Origin of the sequence: Comamonas brasiliensis (assembly GCF_018292285.1) — a bacterium.
In the GTDB taxonomy this organism is placed as follows: Bacteria; Pseudomonadota; Gammaproteobacteria; order Burkholderiales; family Burkholderiaceae_C; genus Comamonas; species Comamonas brasiliensis.
In genome coordinates, this window is the sequence record NZ_JAANES010000008.1 from 146,258 (window position 1) to 155,314 (window position 9,057).

General features: G+C 61.7%; 8 protein-coding genes and 1 rRNA gene. 8 read left to right on the plus strand and 1 reads right to left on the minus strand.

Annotation, left to right across the window (positions count from 1 at the left end):
* The first annotated feature begins 1 nt into the window (after position 1).
* The 7 genes from DJFAAGMI_RS24650 to DJFAAGMI_RS24680 are packed head-to-tail and all read left to right on the plus strand — an operon-like array spanning position 2 to position 6,421.
* Positions 2 to 451, plus strand: coding sequence for a hypothetical protein (locus tag DJFAAGMI_RS24650; RefSeq protein WP_003059122.1), 450 nt, complete (start codon positions 2 to 4; stop codon positions 449 to 451).
* A gap of 42 nt (positions 452 to 493) precedes the next feature.
* Positions 494 to 856, plus strand: a complete 363-nt coding sequence (locus tag DJFAAGMI_RS24655) for a response regulator (RefSeq protein WP_003059121.1) — start codon at positions 494 to 496, stop codon at positions 854 to 856.
* A 32-nt stretch (positions 857 to 888) separates the two neighbouring features.
* Complete coding sequence (locus DJFAAGMI_RS24660; RefSeq protein WP_211459915.1) at positions 889 to 3,081, plus strand: chemotaxis protein CheW; 2,193 nt, start codon at positions 889 to 891, stop codon at positions 3,079 to 3,081.
* A gap of 34 nt (positions 3,082 to 3,115) precedes the next feature.
* The gene (locus tag DJFAAGMI_RS24665; RefSeq protein WP_211459917.1) at positions 3,116 to 3,604 is read left to right on the plus strand and encodes a chemotaxis protein CheW; all 489 of its coding nucleotides are present in this window, start codon (positions 3,116 to 3,118) and stop codon (positions 3,602 to 3,604) included.
* Positions 3,605 to 3,621: 17 nt separating this feature from the next.
* Positions 3,622 to 4,536, plus strand: coding sequence for a CheR family methyltransferase (locus DJFAAGMI_RS24670; RefSeq protein WP_043006446.1), 915 nt, complete (start codon positions 3,622 to 3,624; stop codon positions 4,534 to 4,536).
* A gap of 24 nt (positions 4,537 to 4,560) precedes the next feature.
* Positions 4,561 to 5,292 (plus strand): chemoreceptor glutamine deamidase CheD, encoded by a 732-nt coding sequence (gene cheD, locus DJFAAGMI_RS24675; protein WP_012836880.1) that lies wholly within the window; start codon positions 4,561 to 4,563, stop codon positions 5,290 to 5,292.
* 13 nt (positions 5,293 to 5,305) lie between these two features.
* Positions 5,306 to 6,421 (plus strand): protein-glutamate methylesterase/protein-glutamine glutaminase, encoded by a 1,116-nt coding sequence (locus tag DJFAAGMI_RS24680; RefSeq protein ID WP_211459919.1) that lies wholly within the window; start codon positions 5,306 to 5,308, stop codon positions 6,419 to 6,421.
* A gap of 111 nt (positions 6,422 to 6,532) precedes the next feature.
* Here the strand turns inward: DJFAAGMI_RS24680 and DJFAAGMI_RS24685 are convergent, their stop codons facing one another.
* Complete coding sequence (locus DJFAAGMI_RS24685; protein ID WP_211459921.1) at positions 6,533 to 8,419, minus strand: ATP-binding cassette domain-containing protein; 1,887 nt, start codon at positions 8,417 to 8,419, stop codon at positions 6,533 to 6,535.
* 467 nt (positions 8,420 to 8,886) lie between these two features.
* Here DJFAAGMI_RS24685 and DJFAAGMI_RS24690 point away from each other — a divergent pair.
* A 16S ribosomal RNA gene (locus tag DJFAAGMI_RS24690) occupies positions 8,887 to 9,057 on the plus strand; the annotation flags it as partial.

The following is a 9,057-nucleotide window of genomic DNA, read 5'->3' on the forward strand; positions in this document are numbered from 1 at the left end:
AATGCAGACGATGCAAAACCCTTCGGGTGTGCCTGCAGTTGCCGTGCCGGTGATGGTGGCTGCGGAGCTGCAGGATGCCTTGCTGGTCACGCTGCGTGATCTGCAGCGTCTTGAAGGGCTGCTGGACCATGCCACGCACAATCTGCTGGAGCGCTTCGAGCAAGTCAATGGGCAATTGTCGCAGCCGGCCTTGCCTGATTCCACTGCGCTGGCAACAGCACGTGAGTCGTTGCGCCTGGCTGTGACCGAGCTTCAGTTTCACGACATGTCGTCTCAGCTGATTGCCCATATGGCACACACCTTGCAAGCCTGTGCTTTCAGGCTCGGGGCTGCCGCCATGGGTAGGGACGAGGACGAGGCGGAGTCCGCCATCAGTCTGCCAAACCTGCCCGAAAAGCCCAATCCCGTCACGCAAAGCGAGATGGATGCCGGCTCCGTGGAGCTGTTTTGAACTTCTACCCTGTTTTCCGTTGCCCGTCTGTTGGAGCTGTACATGCGATCGATTCTGGCTGTTGATGATTCCCCCTCGATGCGAAAGATGGTGTCTTTCACATTGAGCAGTGCTGGTTTTAAGGTGGTGGAAGCCGTCGACGGTGTGGATGCGCTGGAAAAAGCGCAGGCGCAGAACATCGATCTGGTGCTGGCCGACCAGAACATGCCGCGTCTGGACGGCATCGGCCTCACGCGCAAACTGCGTGAAAACCCGAAGTTCAAGGGCACGCCCATCCTCATTCTGACCACGGAATCCAGCGATCTGATGAAGCAGGCGGGCCGCGCTGCAGGTGCCACAGGCTGGCTGGTCAAGCCCTTCGATCCCAATCGATTGATCGAAGTTATTCAAAAAGTGCTGCGTTAAGCCGATAACAACGAATCACAGCAGGAAACACCATGGCGGATACACACCAGGACGGCGCAGGTTCGGGCGCAGACTTCGACCTTAGCCAGTTCTATCAAATCTTTTTCGAGGAAGCCAGCGAGAACCTCGACCAGATGGAGCAGATGCTGCTCAGCCTGGACCTTTCGGCCGCCAATGATGAAGAGCTCAACGGTATCTTCCGCTGCGCCCACTCCATCAAGGGCGGTGCGGCGACCTTTGGCTTCTCGGATGTGACCGAGCTCACGCACCGCATGGAATCCCTGCTGGATCGCCTGCGCCGCCACGAAATCACGCCCATCCCCGAGATGGTCGATGTGCTGCTGGAGTCGGCGGACGCCAGTCGCAGCCTGCTGGCGCGTCACCAGTCGGGCGACGAGGGCGAGCCGGTTTCCACGGCGGAACTCGTGGTGCGCATCGAGGCCCTGGCCCAGGGCCTGACCGAAATTCCCCAGGTCAACCGCAGTGCAGCGGCTGCCGAGCCGGTGCAGCAGGCGGCCGCTGCCGTTGCGCAGCCACCCGCTCAGGCGCCGGCCCCGGTCGCTGCCCAGGCGGCGGAGCCGGGCCCTGCGATCGGTACCGAGCCGCCCGAGGGTGCGCGCGAGCTGACGATCGAGATCGGCCCTCTGTCCCGGCTGGAGCTGGGCGACGCGATCAAGGAGCTGTTTCGCGACATTCCGGGTCTGGGCACGATCCAGGACCAGGCCAGTGCCAAGGCCGATCACCGTCTGTTCAAGGTCAGAACGGTGTCCACCGATGACGAGCTGCGCGATCTGTTTGTCTTCCACGTCTCCAAGGAGCAGGTGCAGATCAGCGAGGCGACTCTGCCGCAGTCCGTGGCCGAGCCCGTGGTCGAGCCGGAAGCCGTGGTGGATGAAGAGGCCGCCATGCCGCCCCACAATCTGCCGGCCGAAGAAGCCTACGGCTTTTTTGCGGGTGCTCCGGGCAGCCCCGAGGCTCAGCAGAATCAGGATCATGGCGCGCTTGCCGGCGCTGGAGGTGCAGCGCAAAAGGCCGCCCCCAAGGCCGCCGCAGCGCACATGGAGTCCACCAGCATCCGCGTGGATGTGAAGAAGGTGGACCAGCTCATCAATCTGGTGGGCGAGCTGGTCATTACCCAGGCCATGCTGGCACAGAACAGCCAGGGGCTGGACCCGACGACCTATCAGCAGCTGCTGGCCGGTCTGGCCGACCTGGATCGCAACACGCGTGACCTGCAAGAGTCCGTGATGTCGATCCGCATGATTCCCATGTCCACCGTGTTCAGCCGCTTCCCGCGCATGCTGCGCGATCTGGCGGGCAAGCTGGGCAAGAAGATCGATCTGGTCACGCTGGGTGAGGCCACCGAGCTGGACAAGGGACTGGTCGAAAAGATTACCGATCCGCTGACCCATCTGGTGCGCAACAGCGTCGACCACGGCATCGAGATGCCGGAGGACCGTATCGCCGCAGGCAAGTCCGAGCATGGCACGCTGACGCTGGCGGCATCCCATCAGGGCGGCTCCATCGTCATCGAGGTGCGCGACGACGGCAAGGGCATGAGTCGCGAGAGGATTCTGAACAAGGCCCGCGAGCGCGGCATGGATGTCTCCGACAGCATGCCCGACAGCGAGGTCTGGCAGCTGATCTTTGCGCCGGGCTTCTCGACGGCCGATGTGGTCACCGATGTCTCGGGCCGCGGCGTGGGCATGGACGTGGTCAAGCGAAACATCACCTCGCTGGGCGGCACGGTGGAGATCGAGTCCGTCGCCGGCGTGGGCATGAAGGTGGCGGTGCGTCTGCCGTTGACGCTGGCCATCATGGACGGCATGTCCGTCGGTGTGGGCGAAGAGGTCTATATCCTGCCGCTGTCCTCGGTGGTCGAGTCCTTCCAGGTCAAGGCCGACGATGTCAATACCGTGGCCAATGGCACTCAGCTGGTCAAGGTGCGCGACGAATACATGCCGGTGATCGCGCTGGAGCGAACTTTCAAGGTGCCGCGCGCCGATGAAAGCCAGACCAGCAACATCATGGTTGTGGTCGAGGCTGAAGGCAGTCGCGTGGCGCTGCTGGTCGACGAGTTGCTGGGCCAGCACCAGGTGGTGGTGAAGAACCTGGAAAGCAATTACCGCAAGGTGCCCAATGTATCGGGTGCCACCATTTTGGGCGACGGATCCGTGGCGCTGATTCTGGATACGGGCGCGCTGGTGCGCCGTACCCGCCACTGAGGCAGCCAACCCGAACAACGCAGAGAGAGCCGACATGAACATCATCAACAAGACTGCCGAAGGCATGGCCACCGGGGCCCGCGAATACCTGACCTTCCGCCTGGGCGAGGAGGAATACGGCATCGACATCCTCAAGGTGCAGGAAATCCGTGGCTACGAGCAGCCCACGCGCATTGCCAACGCACCCGAGTTCATCAAGGGCGTGGTCAATCTGCGCGGCACCATCGTGCCCATCGTGGACATGCGCCTGCGCTTCAACTGCTCCGAGGTGGAGTACAACGCCTTCACCGTGGTCATCATCCTGAACCTGCGCAACCGTGTGGTCGGTATCGTGGTGGACTCGGTCAGCGATGTGATGGAGCTGGCTGCCGATGCCGTGCGTCCTGCGCCCGATATCGAAAGCGCCATCGACAGCGGCTGCATCCTGGGCCTGGGCTCGGTGGGCGAGCGCATGCTGATCCTGCTGGACATCGAGAAGCTCATGGGCAATGTCGACATGGGCCTGGTGGCCTCCGAAGCCTGAGCGCGCCAGAGGTCTGTGTGCTGAACCTGGGACGTAACGCTTCATTCGCAGCCTCTCCTGCCAGGCCTGAGCAGGATGATGAGGCGCTGCCGGGCGGCATGTCCGGTCCGCTGGCGCAGGGGCGCGAGTTCGTCTGGTCCAACCGCGACTTTGCCCGCGTCCAGGCCCTGATCTACAAGCGTGCTGGCATCAGCCTGCATGATGGCAAGCACGCCATGGTCTACAGCCGTCTGTCGCGCCGCCTGCGCGAGACCGGGCATGAGAGCTTCGTCAGCTATCTGGACTGGCTGGAGAGCATCAACGACGGGCCTGAATGGCAGGAATTCGTCAACGCGCTGACCACGAATCTGACCTCGTTCTTCCGCGAACAGCATCACTTCGACATCCTGGCCCAGCATCTGCGCAGCCATAAACCCGGCGGCAATGGCTGGAAGGTATGGTGCAGCGCGGCCTCCACGGGGGAAGAGCCTTATTCCATCCTGATGACGGCGGTGGAGAGTCTCGGTGCCTCGGCCAGCTTTCAGCTCATGGCCAGCGACATCGACTCGCGCGTGCTGGAGACCGCCTCGCGCGGCGTGTACCGGGCAGAGAACCTCAAGGGCGTGAGCACCGAGCGGCTGCACCGCTTTTTCCTGCGCGGGCGCTCGGCCAACTCGGGCATGGTGCGGGTCAAGCCGGAGCTGCGCCGCATGGTGGACTTTCTCAACGTCAACCTGATCGCCGGCGATTGGCCGTTCCGGGAGACCTTCGACATCGTCTTCTGCCGCAACGTGATGATTTATTTCGATGCACCGACCCAGCGTCGCGTGCTGGAGCGCATTCATCATGTGATGCGTCCGGGCGGGCTGCTGTTTGTCGGTCATGCCGAGAATTTCAGCGATTCGCGCGATCTGTTCGCACTCAAGGGCAAGACCGTCTATGAGCGCCAATGAAGCTGAAGGGCAGGGCTGCAAGTCATGAGGAATCTGAGCTCTCCGCTGGATCTGCCAGGTGCTGGCGCTGCCAGACCCCTGCGCGGCAACAGCTTCGTGCCCCAGGGCTATCCTGATCCGGCCATGCCGGCGCCGGTCTCATCGCTGGAGCAGCTCAAGCGCCAGCCGCGCCAGCCGGGCGAGGCCTCGTTCTTCTACTACGATCCGCACTTCCAGCTCAATTCGGCCAAGGTGTTGCCGGGCGAGTACTTTGTCTCGCGCGACGAGATGGCCATCGTCACCGTGCTGGGGTCCTGCATCGCGGCCTGCCTGTGGGATCGTTTCATGCGCATTGGCGGCATGAACCACTTCATGCTGCCCGATGGCGACAGCAGCGATGTCTCGGGGCGCTATGGTTCGTACGCCATGGAGCTGCTGATCAACGAGATGCTCAAGCTGGGCGCACGGCGCGAATCCATGCAGGCCAAGATTTTTGGCGGCGCCCAGGTCATGGCCAATTTCACGACCATGAATGTGGGTGAGCGCAACACCAGTTTTGTGACAGAGTATCTGCAAACCGAGCGCATTCCCATCGTCTCCGAGGACGTGCTGGATATCTATCCGCGCAAGGTGGTGTTTTTCCCATCCACGGGCAAGGCCATGGTCAAGCGCCTGGCACACGCCCATCCCGAGGCATTGGTGCAGCAGGAAATCACTCGCGGCAACGCGGCTGCAGTGGCACGCAATACGGCGGGCGGCTCGGTGGATCTGTTTTGAGGAAGGTTGAGCGTTGTTAAAGCCAAAAATCCGGGTGATCGTGGTGGACGACTCTGCGCTGGTGCGCAGTCTTCTGGCCGAGATCATCAATCGCCAGCATGACATGGAGTGCATCGGCTCGGCCAATGACCCGTTGATCGCACGCGAAATGATCCGCGATCTGAACCCCGACGTCATCACGCTGGATGTGGAAATGCCCCGCATGGACGGCATTGATTTCCTCGGGCGGCTCATGCGCCTGCGTCCCATGCCCGTGGTGATGATCTCCACGCTGACCGAGCGCGGTGCCGAAGTCACCATGCGCGCCCTGGAGCTGGGTGCCATCGATTTTGTGGCCAAGCCCCGCGTCGGCGTGGCCAACGGCCTGCAGGAGCTGGCCAGCCAGATCGTGGACAAGATTCGCGTGGCTGCCGTGGCCCAGGTGCATCGCCTGCCGGTGGTGCCGCACGGCGTCGCAGCGGCAGCGAGTACGGGCGCCAGGCCCGCAGCGCCCCGTGCGCCGGCCGCGCCCAGCCTGCTGGGTCGCATCTCGACCGAAAAAATCATCGCCATCGGCGCTTCCACGGGTGGCACGGAGGCGATCCGTGAGGTGCTCACCCATCTGCCGGCCGACTGTCCGGCCATTGTCATCACCCAGCACATGCCGCCGGGCTTTACCACCAGCTTTGCGGCTCGGCTCAACAGCCTGTGCCAGATGACGGTCAAGGAGGCCACGCACGGCGAGCGTTTGCTGCCCGGCCATGCCTATATCGCTCCTGGCGGCAAGCATTTCTCCATCACGCGCAGCGGTGCCAACTATGTGGCCGTGGTCGATGATGCGCCGCCCGTCAACCGTCACAAGCCCTCGGTGGAAGTGCTGTTCAAGTCGGTTGCCGCCAGCGCCGGGCGCAATGCCTACGGCATCATGCTCACCGGCATGGGGGCCGATGGCGCCACCGCCATGCGCGAGATGCGCGATGCCGGCAGCTACAACCTGGTGCAGGACGAGAGCACCTGCATCGTCTTCGGCATGCCCCGCGAAGCCATTGCCCATGGTGCGGCCGACGAGGTGCTGCCTCTGCCGCAGATCGCTCACGCCCTGCTGACCAAGCTGCGCGGCGGCTCGGACCAGGTACATCACCGTATCTAGGATTGCATAAAAAGAGAGCGCCTTGCGCTTGTCAGGTAAAGATTTCAGGCTTCTAGAGCTTTGAAATCAAGACCTGACAAGCGCAAGGCGCTCTCTTATTTGATGGTCTGATTATTCAGACAGCAAGGTCCAGCGCTCCAGCGCCTCCATCAGTGCTTCATCGATCTCCGCGTCGCGCTGGTGCATGGCGACGGCCTTGGCGTTGTCGCTGGCAAACAGGCTGCCGTCGGCCAGCGCTTGCTGAATCTGCTTTTGCTCGGTCTCCAGTGCGGCAATCGTGGCCGGCAGGGCTTCCAGCTCGCGCTGATCCTTGTAGCTGAGCTTCTTCTTGGGGCTGGCCGCAGCGTCGGTGCGGCTTGCGACGGGCTTGGGCTCCTCCTTGGGGGCGGACTTGGCCTGTGCGGCTTCGGCCATGGCCTTGCTGCGGCGCGATTGCTCCATCCAGTCCGTCACGCCACCTTCGTATTCACGCCAGTGGCCGGGGCCTTCCCAGGCAATCGTGCTAGTGACCACGTTGTCGAGGAAAGTGCGGTCGTGGCTGACCAGAAAGACCGTGCCGTCATAGCTTTGCAGCAGGTCTTCCAGCATGTCCAGCGTCTCGATGTCCAGATCGTTGGTCGGTTCGTCCAGCACCAGAACATTGGCCGGTCGCGCAAATAAGCGGGCCAGCAGCAAGCGGTTGCGTTCGCCGCCTGACAGCGATCGGACCGGGGAATGCGCACGCGCCGGAGAGAACAGAAAGTCCGCCAGATAGCTCTTGACGTGCTTTTTCTGGTTGCCGATCTCGATCCACTCGCTGCCGGGGCTGATGAAGTCTTCCAGCGTGGCATCGAGATTCACCTGATGGCGCATCTGGTCAAAGTAGGCCACTTGCAGATTGCCGCCCAGGCGCACCTGGCCGCTGTCCGGAGCCAGCTCGCCCAGAATCATCTTCAGCAGCGTTGTCTTGCCTGCGCCGTTGGGACCCAGCAAGCCGACCTTGTCGCCACGCAAAATGGTGCCGCTGAACTTCTCAACGATCTTCTTTTCGCCAAAGGACTTGCTGACATCGGTCAGCTCGGCCACGATCTTGCCCTGATAGCCGTCGCCCTTGCCGGATGCGATATCCATGTTCACGCTGCCCAGCACATCACGGCGCTGGGCACGGCTGGCACGCAATTCCTGCAGACGGCTGATACGGCTCTGGCTGCGGGTGCGGCGGGCTTCCACGCCCTTGCGGATCCAGACCTCTTCCTGGGCCAGCAGCTTGTCCGCCTTGGCGTTGATGACGGCCTCCTGGTTGAGCTGCTCTTCCTTTTGCAGTACGTACTGGGAGAAATTGCCGGGGTAGGTGCGCAGAACGCCCCGATCCAGCTCCACGATGCGGGTGGCGATGCGGTCCAGAAAGCTGCGGTCGTGGGTGATCGTGATCACGCTGCCCTTGAAGGCAATCAGCAGCTCTTCCAGCCACTCGATGGAGTCCAGATCCAGGTGGTTGGTCGGTTCGTCGAGCAGCAGGACATCGGGGCGGGCCACCAGAGCCTGGGCCAGTGCCACGCGCTTGCGGGTGCCGCCAGACAGACTGCCCACCACAGCGTTCGGGTCCAGATGCAGGCGCTGCAATGTTTCCTCTACGCGCTGCTCCCAGTTCCAGGCGTCATAGGCCTCGATCTGCGTCTGCAGTTCGTCCAGATCCTCGCCCTCGCCGCCAGCCAGGTAGCGCTCGCGAATCGCAATCACGGCCGCAATGCCGTCCGACGCCGACTCGAAAATGGTGTGCTCCGGGTTCAGGTCGGGCTCCTGTGCCACATAGGTGATGCGGACCCCGTTCTGCACCTGGAGCTGCCCGTCATCGGCCTTTGCCAGGCCGCCCAGAATCTTGAGCAGTGAAGACTTGCCGGCGCCGTTGCGGCCGATCAGGCCGACGCGTTCGCCGGTCTCCAGGGAAAAATTTGCGTGGTCCAGCAGGGCCACGTGCCCGAACGCCAATTGAGCGTCTAACAAAGTAATCAGTGCCATCGTGCCTGCATTATCGTTGGCCTCCATAGAGACAGCGGCCGTAAGGCCGCTGTCTCTATCTATATCTATGGACGCAGCCCAGGCAAAGACCACGCTGGCAGATGAATCTTTTGTGTCAGAAGCGGCATGGCTAGGGTTTCACCTATGCTATAGTTCGATCCATCGCAGCAAACGACTGCCTCGCAAAACTCAAAAGTTCTTGCGCAGGAGTGCAAAAGTTGTGATACACTACAAGGCTTCGCTGATCGCAGCAAGCAACGAGATTCAAAGTCAAGCTTCTTGGTTTTGCACTCGGTTCCTTAAAAAAATACAGCCGATAAGCGTGGGCGTTTGAGGGCGAGCAGCCAGTTCTTCGGAACAAACTCTTCGGAGTTATCAAGCGCTCACAAAAACAGTAATGAGGAAGAATTTATTCTTCTTGATTCCGTCAAGTGAGTGAGCAGTCGAAAGACTTTAAATTCAAGATCGAACTATAGAGTTTGATCCTGGCTCAGATTGAACGCTGGCGGCATGCTTTACACATGCAAGTCGAACGGTAACAGGTCTTCGGATGCTGACGAGTGGCGAACGGGTGAGTAATACATCGGAACGTGCCTAGTAGTGGGGGATAACTACTCGAAAGAGTAGCTAATACCGCA